At 36.8% G+C, this 23886-nt stretch carries 17 protein-coding genes; 5 read left to right on the top strand and 12 right to left on the bottom strand.

The features are described from left to right. The first annotated feature begins 188 nt into the window (after positions 1-188). Positions 189-545 (top strand): 50S ribosomal protein L19, encoded by a 357-nt coding sequence (rplS, locus tag CRS_RS19115; RefSeq protein WP_002980648.1) that lies wholly within the window; start codon positions 189-191, stop codon positions 543-545. A gap of 70 nt (positions 546-615) precedes the next feature. Here the strand turns inward: rplS and CRS_RS19110 are convergent, their stop codons facing one another. Both CRS_RS19110 and CRS_RS19105 read right to left on the bottom strand, forming a co-directional pair. Beyond that, positions 616-1083, bottom strand: coding sequence for an SRPBCC domain-containing protein (locus CRS_RS19110; RefSeq protein WP_142725557.1), 468 nt, complete (start codon positions 1081-1083; stop codon positions 616-618). Between the two features lie 150 nt (positions 1084-1233). After that, entirely contained in the window at positions 1234-2016 is a 783-nt protein-coding gene (locus CRS_RS19105; protein ID WP_142725556.1) for a helix-turn-helix domain-containing protein, read from the bottom strand. Between the two features lie 76 nt (positions 2017-2092). Between CRS_RS19105 and CRS_RS19100 the strand changes: the two genes are divergently transcribed. Continuing rightward, complete coding sequence (locus CRS_RS19100; protein WP_142725555.1) at positions 2093-3229, top strand: multidrug effflux MFS transporter; 1137 nt, start codon at positions 2093-2095, stop codon at positions 3227-3229. 58 nt (positions 3230-3287) lie between these two features. On the opposite strand, the gene CRS_RS19095 is transcribed toward CRS_RS19100, so the two are convergent. From CRS_RS19095 to CRS_RS19070, 6 genes are all read right to left on the bottom strand, one after another. After that, on the bottom strand, positions 3288-4280 hold the full coding sequence (locus CRS_RS19095) for an alpha/beta fold hydrolase (RefSeq protein ID WP_142725554.1): 993 nt from the start codon (positions 4278-4280) through the stop codon (positions 3288-3290). Positions 4281-4361: 81 nt separating this feature from the next. Beyond that, positions 4362-5348, bottom strand: a complete 987-nt coding sequence (locus CRS_RS19090; protein WP_142725553.1) for a DMT family transporter — start codon at positions 5346-5348, stop codon at positions 4362-4364. A gap of 125 nt (positions 5349-5473) precedes the next feature. Continuing rightward, positions 5474-8101, bottom strand: a complete 2628-nt coding sequence (locus CRS_RS19085) for a T9SS-dependent M36 family metallopeptidase (RefSeq protein ID WP_228451299.1) — start codon at positions 8099-8101, stop codon at positions 5474-5476. Positions 8102-8447: 346 nt separating this feature from the next. Continuing rightward, on the bottom strand, positions 8448-10238 hold the full coding sequence (gene rpsA, locus CRS_RS19080) for a 30S ribosomal protein S1 (RefSeq protein WP_142725551.1): 1791 nt from the start codon (positions 10236-10238) through the stop codon (positions 8448-8450). 260 nt (positions 10239-10498) lie between these two features. Next, positions 10499-13051, bottom strand: coding sequence for a DEAD/DEAH box helicase family protein (locus tag CRS_RS19075; protein WP_142725550.1), 2553 nt, complete (start codon positions 13049-13051; stop codon positions 10499-10501). Positions 13052-13055: 4 nt separating this feature from the next. Continuing rightward, on the bottom strand, positions 13056-14762 hold the full coding sequence (locus CRS_RS19070) for a DNA methyltransferase (RefSeq protein WP_228451298.1): 1707 nt from the start codon (positions 14760-14762) through the stop codon (positions 13056-13058). A 216-nt stretch (positions 14763-14978) separates the two neighbouring features. On the opposite strand from CRS_RS19070, the gene CRS_RS19065 reads away from it, so the two are divergent. Further along, on the top strand, positions 14979-16286 hold the full coding sequence (locus tag CRS_RS19065) for a DEAD/DEAH box helicase (RefSeq protein WP_142725548.1): 1308 nt from the start codon (positions 14979-14981) through the stop codon (positions 16284-16286). A gap of 88 nt (positions 16287-16374) precedes the next feature. On the opposite strand, the gene CRS_RS19060 is transcribed toward CRS_RS19065, so the two are convergent. Then, positions 16375-17268, bottom strand: coding sequence for an SMP-30/gluconolactonase/LRE family protein (locus CRS_RS19060; RefSeq protein ID WP_142725547.1), 894 nt, complete (start codon positions 17266-17268; stop codon positions 16375-16377). Between the two features lie 253 nt (positions 17269-17521). On the opposite strand from CRS_RS19060, the gene ccoG reads away from it, so the two are divergent. Then, on the top strand, positions 17522-18964 hold the full coding sequence (ccoG, locus tag CRS_RS19055) for a cytochrome c oxidase accessory protein CcoG (RefSeq protein ID WP_142725685.1): 1443 nt from the start codon (positions 17522-17524) through the stop codon (positions 18962-18964). A gap of 80 nt (positions 18965-19044) precedes the next feature. Here ccoG and CRS_RS19050 read toward each other — a convergent pair whose 3' ends face one another. Continuing rightward, entirely contained in the window at positions 19045-19926 is an 882-nt protein-coding gene (locus CRS_RS19050) for a helix-turn-helix transcriptional regulator (RefSeq protein ID WP_142725684.1), read from the bottom strand. A gap of 84 nt (positions 19927-20010) precedes the next feature. Further along, on the bottom strand, positions 20011-22692 hold the full coding sequence (locus CRS_RS19045; RefSeq protein WP_142725546.1) for a reprolysin-like metallopeptidase: 2682 nt from the start codon (positions 22690-22692) through the stop codon (positions 20011-20013). Between the two features lie 181 nt (positions 22693-22873). On the opposite strand from CRS_RS19045, the gene CRS_RS19040 reads away from it, so the two are divergent. Next, on the top strand, positions 22874-23218 hold the full coding sequence (locus tag CRS_RS19040) for a MerR family transcriptional regulator (protein ID WP_105683719.1): 345 nt from the start codon (positions 22874-22876) through the stop codon (positions 23216-23218). A gap of 76 nt (positions 23219-23294) precedes the next feature. Here the strand turns inward: CRS_RS19040 and CRS_RS24520 are convergent. Next, on the bottom strand, positions 23295-23886 hold a 592-nt coding region (locus CRS_RS24520), incomplete at its 5' end, for a hypothetical protein (RefSeq protein WP_172617111.1).

Here is a 23886-nt window from a genome sequence, read left to right as displayed (position 1 = left end):
AACTCTGACCGATGGTATTTTAAAGAAACCGTTAAATTTTGAACAAAATCGGGAAGGAAAAATTATAGTTTTTAGCACATAAATTATTTGGCATATTTGAAAACTATTTTGTACATTTGCAACCTGTTATTCAACCTCTGACGAAAAACGTGTAAGTTGCTTAGCTTTAACATTTTATTTTATTAATAATGGATTTATTAAAGTACGTACAAGACAAGTACATTGCGAAAAAAGAATTCCCTGAATTCAAAGCAGGTGATACCATTACTGTGTATTACGAAATTAAAGAAGGACAAAAAACAAGAACTCAGTTCTTCAAAGGAACAGTTATCCAATTAAGAGGTACTGGTTCTACAAAAACTTTCACTATCAGAAAAATGAGTGGTGATGTAGGGGTAGAAAGAGTATTCCCTATCAACATGCCTGCACTTCAGAAGATCGAAGTTGACAGAAGAGGTAGAGTTAGAAGAGCTAGAATTTACTACTTCAGAGACCTTAGAGGTAAAAAAGCAAGAATCAAAGACGCTGCTTACAAGAAGAAATAATTCAGACAACAATAAATACAAAAAGAGGCTGTTTACTTATAAACAGTCTCTTTTTTATTGAGGCATTTCCTTATTTTTTATATGGAGTTCCGTGTCCTGTTTCCAGAAACTTTTTTAAACTGCCAAGGAATTGAAGCCATCCGCCGGAACAGATTTCATAGCATTCAATATCCGGATTCAGGCCGATGTGGGTAAGCTTTAGCTTGGTCATATTATTATTTTGCTCAATTTCCCAGACAATTGTTGTTCCGATCCATTCTCTCTGATTTTTTAATTCAGGAAGGGCAATCAATGAGTCTTCAACCAACCAGACAACTTCTGTATTGGCAATCAATTCCTTTACCCGCATTGTTTTGTGAATCTGATCTCCAAATCTTATGGTGAAGACACTGCCAATCTGTGAAGATGCCCCTTCAAACACTTCAGTCCACCAAAGAGGAATTTCATGGGTCAAAGCCTGATATACTCTATCTGTTGTAGTATTGGCCTCAATTATATGGATGTAGCTACCAACGTGATCTGTATTCATTGTTTTCATAAAATTACTGTATTAGGTAATACAATTTTATGAAATTTACTATGAATCAAGCTTTTCATAGGACAAGAAATATTGTATGACACTAACCCTGTCAAGGTTTAAAACCTTGACAGGGTTCACAATCGTACTATTATCAGCTGTCCAAAAAGACTATTCATGCCTCATCAGATATTGCAAAGGTGTTGAGCCTGTATATTTTTTGAAAAATTCAATAAAAGCGCTGTCTGATGAAAAGTCCAGAATATGTGACACCTCCCCTATTGAATTGCCTTCTACCAAAAGCTCAATCGACCGCTGAAGCCGCCATTGCTGTCTCCATTCCTGATAAGACAATCCGGTTTCTTTTTTAAAAATACGGCTGATTGTTTTCTCTACTGCTCCGGTTCTTTCTGCAAGATCTTTCAGCATTGGCGGTATTGATTTCCGTAACGTCCATTCTTCAGATATTTTCATAAAACGTCTATCTACAGGCATTTTAAGCTCCAGCTTTTCCTCCGGAGCTTTACTCAATTCATCCCAGAATACTTTTAAAAGATTCGTCTGATCCTGTCCTAAATCTGACCATTCCCAAAAACAGATTCTTTCTATGATTTCTTTTAACAGGGGGTTTACATGAAGAACTTTCAGTCCGGATTTCATATATTTTCCAGAATAGCTGTCATCAAAATAGATTGATCTGTAAGCCACAATATTCCGGAAATTCACGCGGTGAAGTTCGTTGGCAGGAATCCAAAGCATTCTGAACGGGGGAAGAATTAGCTGCCTGTCAGAAGTAGTCACGGTCATACAGCCTGATGGTGCATACAAGAGCTGAGCTTTCGTTGTATGAAGATGAAATCCGGAATCATGCATTACCATATCAGAAGCTATGCCGATGATTTGTTCATGAATTGAGTCTGCATCAAAGTCTTCATTTTGTTTCAGTACAGCCATGTCCTATTTTTGATATTTTTTGTTTTTATATCATTATAAATATACATTGATTTTTTGGAAACTTTGCAGGAAAAAAATGAAAAAAACAAATCCTATCTGGCTGCTGACTTTGCTTGTTATGCTTCCACAGTTTGTAGAAACCATTTACAGTCCTGTTTTGCCAGAAGTAGAGGAACAGTTTGGAGTCAGTGAAGAATCGGCTACCCTGACCATCAGTTTATATTTTATAGCATTTGCCTTGGGAGTAGCGTTTTGGGGTGTACAATGCGACAGAATCGGAAGGAAAAAATCTCTGGAATACGGTCTTATCACCTATGTAATCGGAACTCTGGCAGCTATTTCTGCTCCTGACTTTATGCTCTTTCTGAGCGCCAGGATTATTTCCGCATTCGGAATTGCCGTGGGTTCCATAGTAACCCAGACCATTTTAAGGGATACCTTTGACAAAGATCATATCAGCAAAGTATTTTCCTGGATCGGGATTGGTTTATCTGTCAGTCCGGTAATAGGAATGATTACCGGTTCAATATTAGCTTCTTCTAACGGATATCAGGGAATTTTTATTACATTATGTCTTTTAGGCATCCTTTTTTTTATCCTTTCAAAACAGAAAGTTTCTGAAACCCATCACTCAAAAAAGGCTGTTAACATAAAGAATTTGACCCGGTTATTGAAACGTATGCTTCACGATCCGGAAATTCTCAAGCGCTGCCTACTGATCATGAGTTTTAATGTCCTGCTGTTTTCATACTATTCACTCGCTCCGTTTATATTTAAAGAATATCATTATTCTTCTTATGCTTTCGGATACAGCAGTATCATTCTGGCTGGAGGTACATTTGCCGGAGCACAGCTCAACAGGCTTCTATTATTAAAGAATATACAGCCTGAATATTTAGTGAAAGCGGGTACATTTGCGGCATTTACAGCTTCAATATCTGTATGGGTTCTCATGGATACAGGAATCTGTTTTTTAATCCCTTATTTTTTCATTGTGATGGCCTTCAGCATCGTCATTCCGAATATTCTGAGTACAGCACTGATGAATTATAAAAGTGAAACAGGAAGTGCAGGTGCTTTACTGGGATTGATCTATTATATAATGATAGGTGCAGGATTGATAGGTATTGGTTTTATACAAAATCTGGGAATTTCCTGTGTCTTATTTTCAGGAATTGCTGTTTGTACCTTATTATTCTTTAAGAACAAATAAAATTAATTTTGAAACATCAAGTTTTTAATCATTTATAAAAACTTAATGTTTCAAATATTTATTGGATAAAACTATACAGTACTTCAAAAAATTTCGGATATACTTCTATATGAGGAAGATGTCCTACATTATCGATCTCCACGAGTTTTGAGCCTGCAATTTCACGTTGGGTTTTCTTTCCCAGTTCCTGATACAGCCCCATTTGAGGTTGAAGTTCTTTAGGAGCTCTGTCCTTTCCTATTGCAGTTCTGTCCCTAGTTCCGATAATAAGCAATGTAGGAACTTTGATATTTTTAAATTCATAGCATACCGGCTGGTTGTAAATCATATCCGAAGTAAGTGCAGCATCCCATGCTACCTGAGGATAATCTTTATGAAGAGTCCAACCCGCAATCAGGTCAAGCCAGGGTTGATATTCTTCTTTCCATTTATTATCATAATAGAATTTCAGCTGATAATTCTTATAGGTTTCCGCTGTGTTTTTAAGCTCTGACTGGTAGGCCTGATCAATAGTCTGATACGCTGCGAAAGTTTTATAATCTTCGAGCCCGATTGGATTTTCAAGAATCAGTTTCTGTACTTTCTCCGGATACAGCAATGTAAATCTGGTCGCCACCATTCCTCCCATTGAATGTCCCAGTACTATGGTTTTATCAATTTTCAGTTCATCCAGAACAGCCTTCGTATTTTCTGCCAATTGTGAAAAAGAAAACTGGTATGCATGAGGCTTTGAAGACTTTCCAAATCCTATCTGATCAGGAATAATTACTCTGAATCCTTTAGCAGAAAGGTCTTTAGCTGTTCTTTCCCAATAAGCTCCATTAAAGTTTTTTCCATGAAGAAGCATGATTACTTTTCCATTTGGTTTTTGTGGCTGTACATCCATATAAGCCATTTTCAGGTCTTCTCCCTGAGACTTGAAATTGAGAAAATGTACTTCATAGGGATATTGATAATCAGATAACATTGCATCCAGAGGTCTTACCTGCGAAAACATAAAACCGGACATCGTTACTGTGAAAACGGCGATTATATTTCTGAAATATTTCATGAAGCTTTATTTTAAAGATTAAAATTAAAAAAAACCGCTCCAACGAGAACGGTTTCAGCTGTTATTTTTAGTTAAATATTTTTAAGACACTTCTGCCATTGAAACTTCTTTTTCCTTTTTTGAAGGTAAATTCATCAAAACAATAGCAAAAAGAATCAGGGCAATCCCTACCCATTGGATGAAAAATACTTTTTCTCCCAATAAAACAAAAGCCATCGTTACAGAAACCGGAAGCTCAAGAGATGAAACAATACTTCCCAACCCTAATCCTGCATTCGGGAAACCGATATTGAATAAAACCGGTGGAATGATCGTCCCAAACAAAGCCAGAACAAAGCCGTATGTCAGGAAAATTGAATAGTTGAACGGGTGAATATGTTCTGTATTATCTGTAAAATTCAGGTATAATGATTTTAACCCATCGAAATACATTGGTCCTATCTGGGCAAAGAATAAAAATGCAAAAACCACTACAGAACCTCCTGCCAGCATAATGATACTCTTTCTGAAAACCGGAAGATGGGTTGCCAGCGTATTGGAAGTAAACATCGTTAATGTATAAGAAGCAGCAGCCATCAAGCCCCAGAAGACTCCATGCCAGTCCAGTTTTATCTCCATGTTTATAAGATTGGTTGCCAGAACGGTTCCCAACAATACAATAATCACAGAAATTACTTTTCTTGCATTGGGCAGTTTCCGGGTAAGGATACTTTCCACGACCACACTGAACCAAACCGACTGCATCAGCAATACAATAGCAATGGAAACATTGATGTATTGAACTGCAATATAATAGAACAGACTCGTTCCTCCAAGGGAAGTTCCCGCAAGCAGCAACATTCTGATTTCTTTAGAACTTGGCGCCGATAATTTCTGCTTCGAGGTTAGGGTCTGAATAAAATTAAGGATCAGAAGTCCTGTCAAACCTAATACGAATTGGGAAGTAGTTACTTCTGAGGTTGTAAAACCATCATGGTAAGCCATTTTCACAAAAGTGGCCAACATACCGTATATACTAGCTCCAATCCCTACAAATAAAACACCTTTTAGTATATTTTTCTTCTTCATAATTTTTTTAACAGCCTGCAAAGGTACGATATATAAATTAAATGATAGTAAAGTGCTGCGGTAACGGATAAATAAAATCGCCACAAGCTTGCTTGTGGCGATTCTGAAATGAATATAAAAGTAAATTATTTTTTAACCATTACTTTCGAAGCTGCTTCGAAACCAAGTCCTTTTATTTTAACCATATAAGTTCCGTTGACAAGATTGCTTGTAGAGATTGCTTTCTTGGCATCCGGTGAAATCTTATCTTCTGAAGAAACCAGCTTACCAGACATATCATAAAGCTCTACACTTACTTTGCCCAGGGTATTGCTCGGGAAGCTGATGTAAAATTCTTCTTTAGCAGGATTTGGATAAATAGAGATATTTTTATTCTTATCGGTATTTACTTCATGGGTAGCCAGTAAACATTCTTCCGGAACATTAAAATCCTGAACCTGATCATTGATATTATTTTTAACTCCTGCAGATGCATTCACTCCAAGACCTCTTCTTGCAAAAACGCCCCAGATCATACATTTATCCTGCCCCTGTGTGGTAGCTAATTCTGCAGCCAATATTGCATTTCTGCCATCAATAAAGCTTGGATTACATCCCTGTAATTTCAATGCATCTGTCACCAGCTGTAAAACTTTTGTACTTCCATTAGGAGTTGTTGATAATACATCTGAAGCATACCCATATTTTTCAACATATTTCCAGTGAAGGTCCCATAACATGGTTGCCCAAACGAAACCAATAGAGTGTACATCCGGCACTATTGCTGATCCGTTATTGTATTCCATTCCATTGGTATTTCCGTAAGTAAATCCATTAACAGAAAGGTTTGTAGAATATTTTGCTGGTCTGATACCAGCACCTGTTATCGCCTGTCCCAAAGCATAAGTACCTGTACCTCTTGCTACAGTAGCATTGTCACCGGCTTTATTGGTCAACATCAGAGCAAAGAAATCAGACCAGCCTTCTCCCATTTGTTCTTTACTCACGCTTGAATTCAGACAGTTGTATCCGGTACCTGTCATCCTGTTTGATATTCCGTGACCATATTCATGGGTCACGATTCCGTTATCAAAGCTGCCATCCGGAGTCATATTTCCTTTTAGGGTAACATTTACGGTTGTACTTGCTGCAAGCTGAGTTTTAATATATTCTCCCTCTGTATTGGTTATCAATACGGAAGGAATTGTAATTGTCGGATCGTTACCCGCCATATTTCCTATAGTAGAGCCATTCGCTACATTGTTATATACAATAGCTGCTTTAGCTCCGGCATCCTGAAGATTTTTTACTTTAACAGCAAAAGCACATGTTCCTCTCTCAACCAGTCCTATTTTATTAACCAATGAACTTGCCGGCAACGCTGTACAGCCATCCAACACTGATGAAAGTGTTATGTCCCCAGTTATTCCGTTCATAGGTAGCGGATTTCCAAACTGTGCAGTTCCGGCTCCTGGTGTACGGGAAACAGCAGCAGTAGGAGCATTATAATAAAACACTCTTCCTACCGGAGACCAAAGGTACATCTGCATTTTCCCATTGTAACCGTCCATTGGCGAAGAGAAATTTGCATTATTTAATCCGCTTCCATCCTGAGCTTCTGCATATACAGAATCATCATCTCCCCCTACAGGTCCATTACCAAAATTGTTCTGCTGGAAATTTCTGGCAGTTTCTGTAAATCCAAACTTGTAGAAAACATCATGAATTCTGTTATTCAGATAAAATAAGTTGGTAATAGCAGCATTTCTGTTGTTTACAGGAGATTCATTGATATTAAAAGGGAAATCAAAGTTTCTTGTTGCTCCTCCATCTGCGGGAGTCCCTGTAAGATAGTTAGGAGCTGTTAAAGCTGTTCCTGCTACATCTTCATAGGCAAAAACGTTATTTCCTCTCGTTATGGTATAATGATTAATTCCGTCAGAATGCCATCCTTCAGGGGAAGCACTCAGAATCCAAGGATTATTTATGATTGATCTTGAACCAAAAGTAGGCGCTTCAATAGGTAATGGAAATACATTATATGATGCATTATCCGGTAAAAGCAACGGAGCGTTATTCTCTGCTACATTATTCTGAGGTCCTATTAATGTATTTTCAAAATGATTGGCATGACTATAATCAGCATCTGATCCATATGCATCATGGTGGAAATTACAAGACAGCGTCAGGTTATTTTTTAACAGGATATTTCCATTATTGGCATCTACCAAAATATTCCAGTAATTAGGAGATTTTGGTTCCATTAAAGTAAATTCATACGCCAGACGTAAATTTCCATTATCGTCGTTCGTATACACAAGTCTTTGATTGGCTGCTGTTGCTTTCTTCTGAGTTTTCTCAAGATAGGCAAGAATGGTAAAATTCGCAATATCAGGATTCTTCAGTTCTTCTGCAATTTTTTGAAGAGCCATTGATTTGTTAATAGCCGCTGTACCTGATGTAGATGCAGTATAATCTTTAATAAAGTTATCTGTATAGTAGACAATTTTACTGTCCTTAATCAATGCTGTTCCTACAGCGCTGTATACCGGTAAACCATTATAGGTCTGTAAAAATTTCACAACATTACCATTCAGAGATTTTGAAGGATCCACATTATCGACAATAATATTATTAAGGCCGGACTTTTTATATTCCCTTATTTTATTTTGAGAAATATAATCTTTAATCAATTTTTCATTATCTTGTCCGAACAGTATTGCAGGAAATGCAGAAAATACCGCAAACAAAAGAGGTAGAGCTTTGTTTTTCATATCCATTATTAAAGGCGCTAATCTACAAATATTTAACAAATAAATATTATTTTTTTTACGCAAAATTTAACAATAAAACATTTTTATTACTACATATCTTTCAAAGAGAATTTTATAATTCACATAATGAAGATTTTTAAAATTATAATCATCTATAAAACCTTATTTAATAAACATTTATAATTCTTAAATCGAATGAATTGACTCCAAAAAGTGTCTTATAGAATATGACAGTAAAAAAAATAATGCATTTTTAATGTTTAAAAACGCTGCTTCTCTTTTATTATAATACTCATAAAAAAAGCCGCTCAAATGAGCGGCTGTATATTGATCAATGGTTCAAAGATTATTTACCTTCTTCCATTTTTCTTTTCAACTCTGCTAATGCATCGATGTCTCCAAGAGTAGATCTTTCTTCGTTGTTAGAAGAAGAAGTTACGTTTCTAGAAGAAGCTTCTTTTACGTTTTTCTTCTCTTCATCTCTGAAGATACCTGTGTGAGATACTACTACTCTCTTGAATTCTTTGTTGAATTCGATTACTTTGAATTCAGCTTCTTCACCTTTTTTGATTTTAGATCCATCTTCTTTCTCTAATAATCTTGAAGGACAGAAAGCTTCAACCTCAGCATCTTCGAATTGAACAGAAGCTCCTTTATCATGAACTTCTACTGCTTTACCAGCGTGGATCGTTCCTTCAGCATATTTAGTTTCGAACTTATCCCATGGGTTTTCAGTCAATTGCTTGTGACCTAGAGATAATCTTCTAGCCTGAATATCTAATTCAAGAACTACAACGTCTAATTTATCACCTACTGCGCAGAACTCAGATGGGTGCTTGATTTTCTTAGTCCAAGAAAGATCAGAGATGTAGATCAACCCGTCGATACCTTCTTCTAACTCTACGAATACACCAAAGTTAGTGAAGTTTCTTACAGTTCCTACATGCTGAGATCCTACAGGATACTTAGCTTCGATATTTTCCCATGGATCTTTAGACAATTGCTTGATACCAAGAGAAATTTTTCTTTCTTCTCTATCTAAAGTTAATACTTCAGCTTCCACTTCATCACCTACTTTTACAAAATCTCCGGCAGATCTTAAGTGAGTAGACCAAGACATTTCAGAAACGTGGATTAATCCTTCAACACCTGGAGCGATTTCTACGAATGCACCATAGTCAGCAAGAACTACTACTTTTCCTTTTACTTTGTCTCCAACTTTCAAGTCAGCAGAAAGAGCATCCCAAGGATGAGCTTCTAATTGCTTCATACCTAACTGGATTCTTGTTTTCTCATCATCGAAATCAAGGATAACCACTTTCACAGTCTGTCCGTCCTCAAGGATTTCAGATGGGTGGTTCACTCTAGACCAAGAAAGGTCTGTAATGTGGATCAATCCATCTACACCACCTAAGTCGATGAATACACCGTAAGAAGTGATGTTCTTAACAGTACCTTCAAGAACCTGACCTTTTTCAAGCTGAGCGATGATTTCTTTTTTCTGACCTTCGATATCTGCTTCGATCAATGCTTTGTGAGAAACTACTACGTTTTTGAACTCAGGGTTGATTTTCACAACTTTGAACTCCATAGTTTTTCCTACGAACTGATCGTAATCTTTAATTGGCTTAACGTCAATTTGAGAACCAGGTAAGAATGCTTCGATTCCGTGAACGTCAACGATCATACCACCTTTAGTTCTAGACTTAACAAAACCGTTAACGATTTCACCAGTTTCGTGAAGTTCGTTTACTTTATCCCAAGCTTTAAGTGTTCTAGCTTTTCTGTGAGATAATTGTAACTGACCAGTTTTGTCTTCTCTCTTGTCAACCATTACTTCTACCTCATCACCTACTTTAAGGCCTTGGTTGTAACGGAATTCGTTAAGAGAAATAACACCTTCAGACTTGAAGTTGATGTCTACGATAGCTTCTTTATCTGTTAATCTTACAACTTTACCAACCAGAACGTCATTATCGTCCAGATTGTTTAATGATCCGTTGTAGATTTCTTCTAAATCGCTTTTCTCTTTTCTAGCATCAGCATCAAGACCAGATTCGAAAGAATCCCAGTCAAATTGTTCAGGTGCTACGTTTTGGTTTAATAATAATTCAGCTGAATTTGTCTCTTTTGACATAATTCTAAAAAAATTTGTATTCCTTCTCTTTCAACGGTCTTAATCAATGTGATTGAAAAATACGGAAGTTATTAATATTTAATATTTTACTTTCTCAGACCTTTACCACAAAAAGTGGGTGCAAAGATAAGGATTTTATTTAAGATAAACAACAGTTTTTCCGTTTCAGACTTTCCTTATAAACAACTGGATATCAGAAAGATTGATTAAAAGACGGAAGGATTTAAAAATTTAAAGAGAAAGAGGAGGTTATAAGGAGATTAGCCTGTAAGCGTTTTTTCTAAAGCTATTTCGAAGTCTCTTTCATTTTCATGGTTATAAAACGGGACAGCAGTTATTAAATATTCATTTGTATGAATGGTAATGGTTTTCTTTTCATCTCCCATTTCTCTCAAAAAGTCATCTTTCCATCTGTCATAATCAATTAAATGAGCTCCTTTTGGCTCTATAAAAACCTGATAACTCAGCTGTTTATCATTTTTTTTGCTGCAAAACAGGATAAAATCAGGCTCAAAAGCACGTCCTGCCTTATCAAATATCTTAATTTCTCTTTCATTACGGATCAGATGAATGTTCTGAAATTTTTGATTTAATCCCCGGAAGCGTCTGGAAAATAATTCAACAAACCTTTTTTCCTCATTGGTCCCATAATTGGCATTATAAGCATACCAGGATTCTTCCGAAACCACATTCTCCTGCCCATCTGCTTTTATACTGCCTTTTTTAACCCTGATTTCTTTATCCCTGAATACCTGTCGGATAGGTTGCGCCTGGAATGATGACCCTTCATAGTCCGGAATGTTGTGTTTAATATCCATTTCTATATTTTGCAGCAGCCTGTTCAATGCCTGAAGATAATCGAAATGTGAAATCTCCTGAAGACGGCTTTGGATTCCGTAGAATATGATTTCCATTCCACCCAGATACTTCTCATCTTCTATAAACTCCCGGATGGACGTTATATTGGGGAAATAACGCGAAAGATTATCAAAGTAAAAAAAAGGATTGCGGCTTAAAGCGTATCTTACTACATGTTTCTGAATATCCTTAATTCTGATGCCTTCAGATTTTATACCTTCATCAGAAGAAACCGGTTTTTCCAATTCAAAAAATACATTGGAAGTTTTCCCAACGCCGGAAGAAAGCTGATGACTGAACTTAGGTTTACTAATTCCCAGATCTTTAAAAGACTTTATATGAGTAAAACTTTTGGGTATTTTACTGTTGGAAAACACAACTCCATTTTTGTATAATTCTGTGGTTTTAAATACAGGCTTTAATTTTAACTGTTTGATTTCAAGATTGGCCTCATCTTCGTATATTCCGGAGTCGACAAGGGCTTTTTTAAGTTCTGAAATGTAACGGCTGTCTTCTTTGGTGTGGTAATACAGCTCTTCTAAAATTTTCAGATCGTTTGAAATGTCATCATCATATTTCCGCACAAACTTATCTTCTCCTTCTTCCACTGCAAAAGGATAATATCTTGCTCCACGACCGATAAGCTGGGCTTCGGAAAGTGTTGTTTTTCCCGGATTACCATCCTTCCCATCCCGGTCTTCATATAATCTCACAATATCAAATAAGTTGAGAACATCCCAGCCTTCATTAAGCTTCTGTACCGCAAATACAGCACGAATCGGGTTGTTTTCCTCTTCCAGTGTATTGAGTAAGATCTGGTTTTTCTCTGCTTCCAGGTCATTATTGGCACTCAGGCAGTTTTCTTCTCTGAAATGAGTCTGTATCCGTTTTACAATATCCGTTATTGAAATATTTCTGGCTTCAAAAAATTCAAAAGCCTTTTGAATAATAGTAACTGTAGATGTCTTCCTGATCTTATCTACCATTGTTTCAGAGAAGTCACTGATCAGCTTATGAAAGTTTTCTTTATTCTGTTCTGATTCTTTAATCGTTTTCTTGGCTTTGAAAAGAATAACAGGTTTCAGATTAATATGATGCATAATGGCGAGTTCCTGACGGTACAGATTAAGAATCAATGCCTGAATGATTCTTTCCTCTTCATCATACATGGAACGGACAAGATTAATCTCTTTGGAAAATTTATCCGTTCTGAACTGGGCGAGATCATATTTATAAATGACTTTATCTTTATATTTCTCTGCAATTTCCCGGCTTTCATAATCTAAGGTTGCTGTAAATTCAAGGAGAATATTTTCAAAATTCTGATGCAGAATCTCCAGAACGGTTTCTTCCCAGCTTCCAAACAGATTCCCGTTTTTTGTGCCGCTGTTCAGATGATGCGCTTCATCTGCCATAAGGACGATCTTCTTATCCTGAAAATCTTCATAGGTGACACTGTTTTCTTTAGTATTGTTTAAATCGATATGGAGCTGCTGGATGGTGGTAAATTTAATATTGATGTTTTCATGATCGGATTCATCAAAATTACCGATTTGTTTAAAAAAAACTTCTCTGCCATCAATGACTATTTTATCCCGAAATAAATATTTGGAAGTCTGAGGATTAAGAAAGTTATCCTTCGTTTTCTGAATAATATTATTGCTGTTGACAAAAAACAGAAAGTTACGGTATCCTTTTTCATAAAGGTGAAGCATCAGGCCTCCCATTACCATCGTCTTCCCGCTTCCTGTTGCCATATTATAAAGGAGGTGCACAGGTTTTCTGGGCTTACCGTCAAAATCTTCCTGTTCCATATACAAATAACGTCTGAAAGCTTCTTCCTGATAGGGACGAATTCCAAATTTCAGATTGTCAGTGATTCCATTGGGTAGGGGAACTTCCGCCAGGGCCTTACGGGCAAACGGATTATTGAATATTTCGTGTAAAAATATCATCTGTTTAGGGTTTAAGTTGATAAAATGCCTGTGTTACTTTTTGTTCTTCCGGTGTACATGCAAAGTTCTCATCCTTAAGAGAAGATAGGTTAACATAGAGCTGATTTTTGTCGAGAAGCTCGCAAAGATGCTGCTTCTGTTCCTGCAGGCTCAATGTTTTGAAGTCTTCAATATGCTGCTCCTGTTTCTGAATATCTACATTATAATTAAGAAAAGATTTCGCTTTCATCTCTTCCCAAATCTGAAGAAGTATTTTTTCATCTTTTGCTCCTTCTATTTTTTCTATAAAGGTTTGATTGTATTTTTTGAGTTCGAGGTAAGTATAATTTATTCCTTTAAATCTATCTTTAATAATTTCATGTGTATTTTCAAGTTGCTCAACCAGAATAAATTGTCGTTCCAAATAATTCGAAACAAAACCTGTCGTTCCACTACCTGCAAAAAAGTCTAGTATGATATCGTTTTTATTTGTGTGAGCTTTAATAAATCTTTCTATAAGTTTATAGGGTTTTTCAGTTAAATAACCTGAACGTTTTTTACCATCAATTCTAATCCTTGCTGCAACAGCCATTTTCCACCAGTTTTTATTTTTAATTCTTTCATATTCATCATAGAGATTAGACATCTCCTCTACAAATTCCTCTTTATCTCTTCCCATTTCCCACCAATCTTCAGGAATTTTTCCTCTATCTGTATATTCACTGCTTACATTTGCATTCATTTCATTATTAAAACCACCAACATGTACTTCGGATGACATACGAACATCATCTCCATTAAAAATCCAGTCAGAGGTAGATTTTGAATACCATAAAATATTATCATGTTTTCTGTTATATTGTTTCATTTTAGGAGACCCTGGTCCGTGATATGCCCAAATTATTTCATTCCTAAAATTTTCTCTATTAAAAACAGAATCTAATAAGACTTTTAAGTAATGTATTTCATTCCAATCGGCTTGAACTAATATACTCCCATCGTCTGTAAGTAGACTTTTTGCAATATCCAATCTATTCTTCATAAAAGTTAACCAAGAAGAATGATTAAACCTATCATTGTATTGAAAACTATCATTTCCTGTATTATACGGCGGATCTATATAAATCAGCTTCACTTTCCCGGCAAATTCTTTTTTCAGAGAATGTAATGCAAGTAGATTATTTCCTTTAATGATCAAATTATCGGTAATAGTACCATTTTCATCTCTATTGAATTGGTCAAAATGATGTTCTCCATCTTTATCAAACCGTTTGGCATTCGTCAGGACTTTTGGGTCCAATAACTCAGTAATTTCATCCTGTGCCAGCACTTCATTGAAGAAAATTTCTTCTCTTTTATCTTCTTCACGGCTTTGTCCGCCCTCGAGAACACAGTCTTTAAACGGCCATACCAGTGAGACTTCATTGCGCTGTTTCAAATGTTTTCCGTCAATAGTTAATCCTACTTTATTTTTAAATTGAGTATAGCTGTCATTCAGATAGTTTTTCTGCTCAAGGAACTGAATGAAAAGGTTTTGTTTAAATACCCAGACATCTTTTACCTTTATAAAGAATTTTTCTTTCAAGTCGGAGTCTTCCAACAGTAAACCGATCAGTTCTTCATCAAAGTTTTGAGCTTTATTCAGGACCACCCATTTTTTTATTTCCCCGTTGTCAGAAACGTAATTAGGTTCTTTCTTAATCTGTTTTTCAAGAGTTTGATAGAGTTTCATGGCATTCATTTTATTGGATCAAATCTACGATCGGTCTTTGGTTTAAAATTATGGTTTCCCGTAAAACGTCAATAGTGAATTTCGCTCCTGCAAGTGAATCATCAGTTGCTATGGTACAAAAATCACAATTTCTATGGGTACCCACCTATTCCTGAAAACTCTCCCATCCCCAAACTCTCAACCACCTCAAACTCCAAAAATCACTACCTTTGCAGCATGGAACTACAATCAATCTATCAGAAACTGCAGATTCAGGATATGAATCAGATGCAGAAATCCACTTATAAGGCATCTGAAAACAATACAGATATTGTTTTGCTCTCTCCTACCGGATCAGGTAAAACCCTTGCTTTTTTATTTCCTGTTCTCAGAAATCTGAAAAAAAATGTTCAGGGCGTTCAGGCATTGATACTGGTTCCTGCCAGAGAGCTGGCATTGCAGATTGAGCAGGTTTTCAAATCAATGGGAACTGATTTTAAGGTTTCTGTTTGTTATGGTGGACATGATAAAAAGATTGAAGTCAATAACCTCATTGAAGCCCCGGCTGTGTTAATCGGAACTCCGGGAAGGGTTACTTATCATGTAAGAAATAACAATTTTGATCCAAAGACCGTTAAGACATTAGTTCTTGACGAATTTGACAAGGCTTTGGAATTGGGATTCCATGATGATATGGAGTTTATCTGTCATTCTTTAAAAGGACTTTCACAAAGAGTTTTAACCTCTGCAACAGCAATGGATGAGATTCCTGCATTTACGGGGTTAAAAGATGAGAAAACCATCAGCTTCCTTAAAGAAAATGATGTAAAACCGGATCTTCAGCTGAGAAAAGTAATGACCATTCCGGAAGAAAAGCTGGATACCTTATTCAACCTCGTTTGTAAAATAGGAAACAAAAGAACACTGATCTTCTGTAACCACCGTGATGCCGTAGACAGGATTTCTGAGCTTCTTCATCAGATGGGAATCGACAGGGAAACTTTTCATGGAGGGATGGAGCAGGATGAAAGAGAGCGGGCCCTTCTGAAATTCAGAAATGATTCTGCAAGGATCCTTATCACAACAGACCTTGCTGCCCGCGGACTTGACATTCCCGAAGTAGAATCTATTGTTCATTATCAGCTGCCTCCTAAAGAAGATGCCTTTATCCACCGAAACGGACGTACGGCAAGAATGAATGCCAAAGGCTTTGTATATCTGATCATGACTGAAGAGGAAAATTTCCCATTCATTAAAAACAATACTCCGGAAGAAAGTGTTGCCGGATTTACCAAAGTTCCGCACAAAACACCTTTCCAGACGGTTTACATCAGTGCCGGAAAAAAGGATAAAGTCAACAAAGTGGATATTGTAGGCTACTTGCTTAAAAAAGGAGAACTTCAAAAAGAAGATGTAGGGATTATTGAAGTAAAAGATACTACTTCCTACGTTGCGGTTTCCAGAAATAAAGTCAATGCACTTTTAAGAAAACTTCAGAACGAAAAACTGAAAGGAAAGAAAGTAAAAATGGAGGTAGCCTATTAAAAAGCTGATTTCAGTTCGGATAAAAACAAGTCATTGCGAAAGGCTGGATTGCTTCGTCACTTCGCTTCTCGCAATGACATTTTAATTATTATTTTATTCCTCTTACTCTGGTTGGAAAAGTATAAACAGACTTAGAAGCAGTAATGAAAAGAATATCATTATTTTTTCCGCCGAAAGTGACATTGGATGTCCATTTTTCAGGGATCGGAATATGGTAAATCTTCTTTCCTGAACGGTTAAAAACATGTACTCCATTGCCTGTTAAATAAAGGTTTCCATGCTTATCCAGTTCCATTCCGTCTGACCCCATCTCACAGAACAATTTTTTTCCGGATAGTTTTCCTTCACCCAAAATATCATACACATAGGTTTTTCCGGCATCAATATCAGAAATATATAATTTCTTCAGTTTTTCGCTTCCTACAATTCCATTGGGCTGCGTGAAGGTATCTAATTTGATTACTTTTCCCTCCTTATTTCTGTAGTAAAGGCTTTTGTGCGGCAGTTCCTGTTTAAAATTTACCCAATAATCTCTTTCGTACAGGGGATCTGTAAAGTACATGCCTCCAAATTCATCATTCCAGACATCATTGGGTCCGTTCAGTCTTTTTCCTTCAAAGCCTTTAAGCAGAACTTCTACTTTTTTATCCTTTGAAATTTTCCAGATTTCTCCCTGATCGTCTGAACAGGTGATCAAATATCCGTTTTTGTCGAAGTGTGTTCCGTTTGCCCTTCCTGTTTTATCTAAAAATTCGATGATCCGGTTGGTTTTCCAATCCCAATAGTAGATTTTATCGTTGGGTTGATCGGTAAAGTAAACATTTCCTTCCTGGTCTGCTGATGGTCCTTCTGTGAAACTGAACTTGTCGGAAACCATTTCCGGCTGTACTCCTTCATAAAACATTTTACTATAATTTACTGATTGACAGTTTATCAATACCAAAACCAAACCAATCATGCCTGTTTTAAAGATATTCTTCATTCTTCATTTTTAAATCTGCAATTTACAATATGCCCCAGAGGTTTCAAAATATTTTCTCATCTCGGTACAATAAAAATCGCAACCGAAAAATGTCCTAATTGTCCTATTTTGGAAGTAGATCCTATTAGTAGTCAAAGAATATAATACGGAGCTTTGCAGTAATGGATCAATCATTTTTTCATGGGAATGTTCTTTGAAAAAAGGGATGAATTCAGATGAAAATTGTACCAAAATACTTTTAGAGCATACAACAATGAGCGCAGAGTCCAACAATATCAAGTCTTTGGAAATTGACAACGAAGATTTCAGAAATTCAGTGGGAACCATGGATGAAACCGGAAAAAGAAAGTGGATTTTTCCCAGAAAACCTAAAGGAAAATATACCAACTACAGGAATTACACCAGTTATATTCTTCTTGCCTTGTTCTTCGGGTTGCCATTTGTAAAGATCAACAATAATCCTTTTCTGCTCATCAATGTCATCGACAGAAAATTCTTTATTCTCGGCCAGCCCTTCTACCTGCAGGACTTTTTTATCCTTGCGCTGGGAGCGGTGACTTCTGTCATTTTTGTCATGCTCTTTACCGTGGTTTTCGGAAGAATATTCTGTGGCTGGCTGTGTCCGCAAACGCTTTTTATGGAAATGGTTTTCCGTAAGATTGAATACTGGATCGAGGGAGACAGAAATAAACAGATGAAACTCGACAGACAGGAATGGGATGCAGAAAAAATCCGTAAAAGAGTGACGAAATGGTCTGTTTTCCTTTTGATTTCTCTGGTTATTTCCCACCTCATGTTCATGTATATTGTAGGATACGAAGAAGTTTTCCGTATTATGGGTGAAGGTCCTGCTGAAAACTCACTGAAGTTTACAGCCATGATATTCTTTACAATGACATTTTATTTTGTTTTTGCATGGCTCCGTGAGCAGGTATGTACACTGGTCTGTCCTTACGGAAGACTTCAGGGTGTACTGATTGATAAACAGACCATCAATGTATATTATGATTTTAAAAGAGGGGAAGGCCGTGCAAAGTGGAGAAACAATGAAGACAGAAAAGCAGCAGGAAAAGGAGATTGTATTGACTGCAACCAGTGTGTTGTAGTATGCCCTACAGGAATTGACATCAGAAACGGACAGCAGCTCGAATGTGTAAACTGTACAGCCTGTATCGATGCCTGTGATGAAGTAATGGAAAAAGTAGGTCTGCCTAAAGGGCTGGTACGTTATGCTACAGAGGCTGAAATAGAAAACCAGGAAAAATTCAGATTTACCCCTAGAATGAAGGCAACCACTGTAATTCTGGCTTTACTGATCGGATTCCTTGGTTTTTTAATGTATGACCGTGGTTCTATGGAAGCCAAATTCATCAAACCGGCAGGTTCTACTTTTTTCGTTAAAAATGGTAAAATCACCAATACCTTTATTTATACCCTTCTGAACAAATCTAATGAAAAGAAAATCCTTACCATTAAAGTTATTACCCCAGCTAATGCAGAGATCACTTATTTCGGTTCTGAAAAAATTATATTAAAAGGAGACCAGATCCTGAAAGGGAATATTAACATCTCTTTTCCTGAAAAAGAAATTAAATTCTCCAAACAAAATATGGTGATTGGCGTGTTTGATGAAAATGGGAAGCTGATCGATTCGTTTGAAACCACTTTTGAAGGGCCATTTAAGTTAGCTTTATAGGTAATAGGCTGTAGAGATTAGGGAAAGGAGTTGAGATTTCCCTAATTTCCCCCAAATTTAAACCTTTTGTTTTAAACTCATTAAGCCTTATATTTCCTCATAAACTGAGTAGGAGTCATTCCGGAAGTTTTCCGGAATACCCTTACAAAGTAAGAATACTCTTCGTATCCCAGCCTGAAGGCTATTTCCACAAGGCTTTCATCCAGATACATCAGCATTCTTTTGGCTTCCAGCACTACTCTTTCAGTAATCACCTCGGTAGCTGTTTTCTGAACAACCGTCTGTACGATCCTGTTCAGATGTTTGGCGGATAACCCCAATAAGGAAGCGTAATAAGTAATTGATTTTTGTTTTGCAAATTCCTGCTCAATCAGATTTTCAAATTCCTGATAATGTTTAAAGTAAGAAAGTCCGGCAGCAGAAGCCTGTGTATCAAAATTTTTTGAAAATAACCTTGTAGCATTGATAAAAATCTGAGACATCAGAGACAGAATCAGCCCTTCTTTCATGACATTTTTAGCCTGATGCTCTTCTCCCAGTTCCTGGAACAGATTAATATTTTTCTTCAGCTCATGAGCATCCAGCTGAAGTTTTCTTGGAAAAGATACAGAGCCGAAAAAGGGAAAATTTCTGAGTTTCTGATTCACATAATGCATTTCATAGAATTCCTGAGAACAGAAGACAATATAACCATCAATATCTTCTGAAAGCTCCCAGCTGTGAATCTGCCCCGGGGACAGAAAAAAAAGGCTTCCTTCAGAAACCTCATACCTCTGAAAGTCGATTTCATGAACTCCTGTTCCTTTGGTAAAAAGAACCGCTGCATAGAAATCATGCCTGTGAGGTTTTTCTATGTGACGATGCCCTACCACCAGATGATTCTTCATTGTATTAAAGTAAAAATCTGAAGTATTTTTACCAGCCTGGAAAAGATCAATATGAAGAACTGAGATTGGATTCATCATGCCTTAATAACAAATGACAAATTTAAATAAAAAAAGGACCGGTCAAGACCGATCCTCTTTATCTGTTATAACTATTGTATGTTATTTTATAATAAGTTTGCTGTTATATGTTCCTTTCGAAGAATTGATGCTGATCACATAAACTCCTTTGGGTACATTTACATTGAATTCTTTTGTTGTATTTCCTTCACTCTTATATGCTGAAGTATAGATCAGTCTGCCACTTGAATCAAACATATTTATTTTCACCTCTCCTTTAATATTCTGAGATTTGACAAAGAAATTGCCATCACTTGGATTAGGGTAAATTTTAATGTCATCTGCCAGTGGAGAATTGGTTTCTTTAATTCCTAATGACTGTGTCTGGCGGGTACATACCTGAAGCGTCCATCCGTTAATTGTTCCGGTATCTCCCGTATAATTATCCGAAGCAAATAATTTCCACTGTCCCTGCGCTGGGTGTCCTACAAAAATTCCCAATGATTCATTAGATTTGGCTTCTCCCTGAATTGGAGTGGCACAAACAACAGTATTTCCGGTATCACTGAACGTAGCCGTTATATTATCCTGGGAACCACACTGTCTGTTCCAGATCAGGGCAGATGTTCCCATAGGGCCTTCTATTCCCAGTGAAACATCACTCACATAGGTATGGGTAACAGAAGGAGTCACTTTAATTTTAGTAATAATCCCAGGATTGTTTACCATTAAAGGAGCTGACACCTTTGGAGATGCAATAGCAGCTGCTCCTCCGGGACCATCGGTAATAGGAACTGCAGGACCTCCGTATGTATAGGTCGTACAGCTTTCTCCCTGTACTGTATAATCAATAACAAAGCTGGGGCTTACCGCATAGTAGATATTTCCTACAGCTTCCACCATAATATAGGCATTGGTAGCCATAGATCCGGCCGGAATGGTAACCTGCTCACTTCCGTCGTTAGGCGTATTGGCAGCAATCGTAGTAAATGTCTGTCCTCCGTCTGTAGACAGTTTAATATTTACATTCGCTGTACTTACAGGAGCCTGTGTTGTATTGGCCACATCCCATGTTACATTTACTGCTGATCCTGAAGCAGCAGACTGTCCGAATGCAGGTGCAGTGACTTTAAAAGGACCGGAAGCATTGTTTACTGTAATCATCATTGCATCCTTACTGATTTGAGGTGCCGTAATGCTGTTATTTCTTACAGTCAGGGCAAAATTAAGACTCCTGCCCACTCCTGAAACTGTTTCCCATTTCGTGGTAAGAACACCGGCTAACACTTTATTAAAGTCAGGGAAATATCTTACAGGTGTACTTACCGGAACCACAGATCTGAATGTAGGACCACTTGGTTTGTTAAGATATGGGATAGAATTGTTTCCTGTCTGAGATGACCCTGAATCCATCTGTTCCCAGGTATAGGTATAAGATGCTGTATTGGGATCTGTTGACGTTCCTTTAAGTACAAATGCTGTAGATTTTGGGATCACATAATCCGCACCTGCATTTATGGATGGTGCAGGATCCGCAAAAGGTGTATTTGTACCACAGGCGACACTGTTTATTCTGTCTTTAATTTCCTGTACGCTAAATCCATGAAAATAATCATTGGAATTAAACTGCACATCATAGTTGCTGGTAATTCCTGTGTATGCCATAATGGTAGAACCGCTTCCCGGCTCCACCAGTGAAGCAAGATTCCCCGATGCAGTGCTGTAGCTGAATGTATGGTTAGCTCCCAGCTGATGTCCCATTTCGTGAGCTACATAATCGATATCAAAATTATCGCCTTCCGGAAAATTACTGGCTGTCCATCCCATTGCCTTAGTCGCATCATCACAGATATCTCCCGGTGCATATCCGTTACCGTCCTCACGGTCAAAAATATGCCCCATGTCATAATTGGCTGCTCCAATGAGATTGGTAATTGTTGTCTGACCGGCCTGGTTTTGTTCATCCGATGCTGTATAAGGATAAGAAGGTGAAGCGGAGTCTACAAAAATGACAGCATCATTATTGGCAACCAGATTAAAATGAAGGGAAAGGTCTTTTTCAAAAACACCGTTCAGACGTGTTAAAGTAGCATTCATTGCTGCCAGTACAACGGCCTTTTTCTGTGCCTCGGTTGCAGTTGCGGGTGTTCCTGCTGCTGTAAGGTGATATTCTGCATATTCTGCTGTACAGGTAATAGCAAGTCTGAAAATATTAAAACCTGCTACCTTTTTATTGACCGCACCGCTTTTTTTTTCAGAATTTTTGATTTCTGGTTTATTGGGGGTAGCGCACTCAAAAGGTTCTTTGTCCTGCCCTCTTCTTGCATTGGAATCAAAAACAGCATATACCGTCCTGTCTTCAGTATAGGGTTCAATAAACTCAGAAATTCCCGACCGGGTGATCATAGAAGAAAAACCAACAGGAGAAAGACTGAATCTTACATATGCAGAAGGATCTTCCAGTCCTGTTCCTACATAAGACCTGATATCAGGAAACTTCGCCTGTAATTCAGGGGCCATATTGGAGTATTCCCAGACCTGGAATCTTTCCAGCTTTCCGCTGGCGGCAGGGAGTGAAATAACCACTCCTTTTTCATTTGAAAAACGGACCGGGGCATTCTTCAATGTCTGTCTTAGCTGATCAGTATTCAAAGCATAAAGCCCGGAAAATTCAAGTTTTTCCTGTGATTTTTTAACTTTCTGAGACCTGAGCTCAGTTCTTGTCCACTGTGAATATCCTAAAAAAGGAAGCATCAGTGAGAAAATAAAGAAATAATATTTCATATCATTAATGATTTGAGTCTCACTAAGATATTAAAAAAAATCAGACTCATTTAACCTTTTGTCACTTATTTATGAATAAAATACATTGATCTTACGCAACAAAAGTCATACAGCACTTTTTATCATATATTTTGGATAAAACTTTAAAAAATTTTTATCTTTGAACTTTAGGAGTCGTAAAATGAAAATAAATTTACCTGATAAACTGTATTATTCTATAGGAGAAGTGGCTAAAGCATTCGATGTAAACACTTCATTAATACGTTACTGGGAACAGGAATTCCCTATTATCAAGCCTAAAAAAAACAGAAAAGGGAACCGGTATTTCACTCCTGAAGACATCAAAAACCTTCAGATGATCTACCATCTGGTAAAAGAGAAAGGATATACCCTTGACGGAGCCCGTATCGCCCTCACCACCAACAGTAAAATCTCCGAAACCATTACCCTCATTGACCGTCTGGAATTTGTAAAAGCTGAATTAATCAAGCTGAAAGAATCTTTGGGAGAAAGAGATGGTGAATAAATAGGATAAAATATAAAAAATCCGCTGCAGTCTAACGAGACTAATTTTTTCTTATTTTACGTTATTTAACTTACGTTTACCATTTTAAATTATCTAGCAATTTATCTTCCTTCAAGTTTAAAATAGCAATGTTGTCATTTCCTTTTTCTACAATATTGAATAAAACAAAATTATTAAATTCTTTTATCGGAAGATTTTCAGACAACTTATTCTCTTTACTAAAAGATACTAGCTTCAAATCTCCAATAAGATTTTTATAGTAAAACTGATGGTTATTAATAAAGATTATAGGTCTTGAATAAGCTATAGTTGAAAATAAATAAATTGAATTAATGCTAAGTAAGATTTCTTTAGTTTTTGTATTGTAAATGTAATATTTATCATACTGATATCGGTAAGAATAATCGTTTTCAGTACTTAATTCTTTTACAAAATTCGGACGCTCAACAGGCAATAGTAAAACTTGTTCAATTTGCCTGGAATTTGAACCATGCAAAATCTCACTAAAGTTTACTTTATTAGGAATCTTTCCTTTTTTCAGAATTGCAAACTCTATTAATTTTAGATTATCCAGCAAATTAAAATTATATGCATTAACATGTAAAAAAATATTTTTTTTATTTCTGAAAAAATATTCTGGCTGTTGATTGGGAACCATTTCTAAAAAG

Origin of the sequence: Chryseobacterium sp. ON_d1, assembly GCF_006829085.1 — a bacterium.
Taxonomy (GTDB): Bacteria; Bacteroidota; Bacteroidia; order Flavobacteriales; family Weeksellaceae; genus Chryseobacterium.
Note: the sequence above shows the minus strand (reverse complement) of the source record. Positions and strands in the feature narration are given on the sequence as shown.

Bases quoted from the DNA above. Each gene is read 5' to 3' on its own strand.
- rplS (WP_002980648.1), top strand. From the start codon at position 189: ATGGATTTATTAAAGTACGTACAAGACAAGTACATTGCGAAAAAAGAA.
- CRS_RS19110 (WP_142725557.1), bottom strand. From the start codon at position 1,083: ATGAAAACAATGAATACAGATCACGTTGGTAGCTACATCCATATAATT.
- CRS_RS19105 (WP_142725556.1), bottom strand. From the start codon at position 2,016: ATGGCTGTACTGAAACAAAATGAAGACTTTGATGCAGACTCAATTCAT.
- CRS_RS19100 (WP_142725555.1), top strand. From the start codon at position 2,093: ATGAAAAAAACAAATCCTATCTGGCTGCTGACTTTGCTTGTTATGCTT.
- CRS_RS19095 (WP_142725554.1), bottom strand. From the start codon at position 4,280: ATGAAATATTTCAGAAATATAATCGCCGTTTTCACAGTAACGATGTCC.
- CRS_RS19090 (WP_142725553.1), bottom strand. From the start codon at position 5,348: ATGAAGAAGAAAAATATACTAAAAGGTGTTTTATTTGTAGGGATTGGA.
- CRS_RS19085 (WP_228451299.1), bottom strand. From the start codon at position 8,101: ATGAAAAACAAAGCTCTACCTCTTTTGTTTGCGGTATTTTCTGCATTT.
- rpsA (WP_142725551.1), bottom strand. From the start codon at position 10,238: ATGTCAAAAGAGACAAATTCAGCTGAATTATTATTAAACCAAAACGTA.
- CRS_RS19075 (WP_142725550.1), bottom strand. From the start codon at position 13,051: ATGATATTTTTACACGAAATATTCAATAATCCGTTTGCCCGTAAGGCC.
- CRS_RS19070 (WP_228451298.1), bottom strand. From the start codon at position 14,762: ATGAAACTCTATCAAACTCTTGAAAAACAGATTAAGAAAGAACCTAAT.
- CRS_RS19065 (WP_142725548.1), top strand. From the start codon at position 14,979: ATGGAACTACAATCAATCTATCAGAAACTGCAGATTCAGGATATGAAT.
- CRS_RS19060 (WP_142725547.1), bottom strand. From the start codon at position 17,268: ATGAAGAATATCTTTAAAACAGGCATGATTGGTTTGGTTTTGGTATTG.
- ccoG (WP_142725685.1), top strand. From the start codon at position 17,522: ATGAGCGCAGAGTCCAACAATATCAAGTCTTTGGAAATTGACAACGAA.
- CRS_RS19050 (WP_142725684.1), bottom strand. From the start codon at position 19,926: ATGAATCCAATCTCAGTTCTTCATATTGATCTTTTCCAGGCTGGTAAA.
- CRS_RS19045 (WP_142725546.1), bottom strand. From the start codon at position 22,692: ATGAAATATTATTTCTTTATTTTCTCACTGATGCTTCCTTTTTTAGGA.
- CRS_RS19040 (WP_105683719.1), top strand. From the start codon at position 22,874: ATGAAAATAAATTTACCTGATAAACTGTATTATTCTATAGGAGAAGTG.